Source organism: Bacillus sp. JH7 (assembly GCF_001563515.1).
Lineage (GTDB): Bacteria > Bacillota > Bacilli > Bacillales > Bacillaceae_G > Bacillus_A > Bacillus_A cereus.
In genome coordinates this window covers 1-515 of the sequence record NZ_LPUS01000021.1, presented here as the reverse complement: position 1 = coordinate 515, position 515 = coordinate 1, and the positions used below count along the sequence as shown (strand labels likewise).

The window sequence follows — 515 nt, the reverse complement described above, 5'->3', positions numbered from 1 at the left end:
TCGGCGTTAGTCCCGTCCTTCATCGACTCCTAGTGTCAAGGCATCCACCGTGCGCCCTTTCTAACTTAACCAAACTAAAAATTAAAAAATATGAGCTACACTGTTATCTAGTTTTCAAAGAACATACCATTTGCTATTTAAAATAGCTTTTTGGTGGAGCCTAGCGGGATCGAACCGCTGACCTCCTGCGTGCAAGGCAGGCGCTCTCCCAGCTGAGCTAAGGCCCCAAAATGTATGGTGGGCCTAAATGGACTCGAACCATCGACCTCACGCTTATCAGGCGTGCGCTCTAACCAGCTGAGCTATAGGCCCATACAAATTGCAGGATTTATTTATATCATATCCTCATTTAAGAGTCAACACTGAATTGAACTCTCAAAACTAAACGAAAACGAAACACGGAAACTTATATTGATAAGCAGCGCTTATCAATTCTCCATAGAAAGGAGGTGATCCAGCCGCACCTTCCGATACGGCTACCTTGTTACGACTTCACCCCAATCATCTGTCCCACC

The 515-nt window shown here is 45.4% G+C and carries 2 tRNA genes and 1 rRNA gene; all 3 read right to left on the bottom strand.

Annotated elements, in window-relative coordinates:
* Positions 1 to 151: 151 nt before the first annotated feature.
* Positions 152 to 227, bottom strand: a tRNA-Ala gene (locus AU379_RS20525).
* Positions 228 to 235: 8 nt separating this feature from the next.
* A tRNA-Ile gene (locus tag AU379_RS20520) sits at positions 236 to 312 on the bottom strand.
* Between the two features lie 130 nt (positions 313 to 442).
* Positions 443 to 515: ribosomal RNA gene (locus tag AU379_RS20515) — 16S ribosomal RNA — on the bottom strand; the annotation flags it as partial.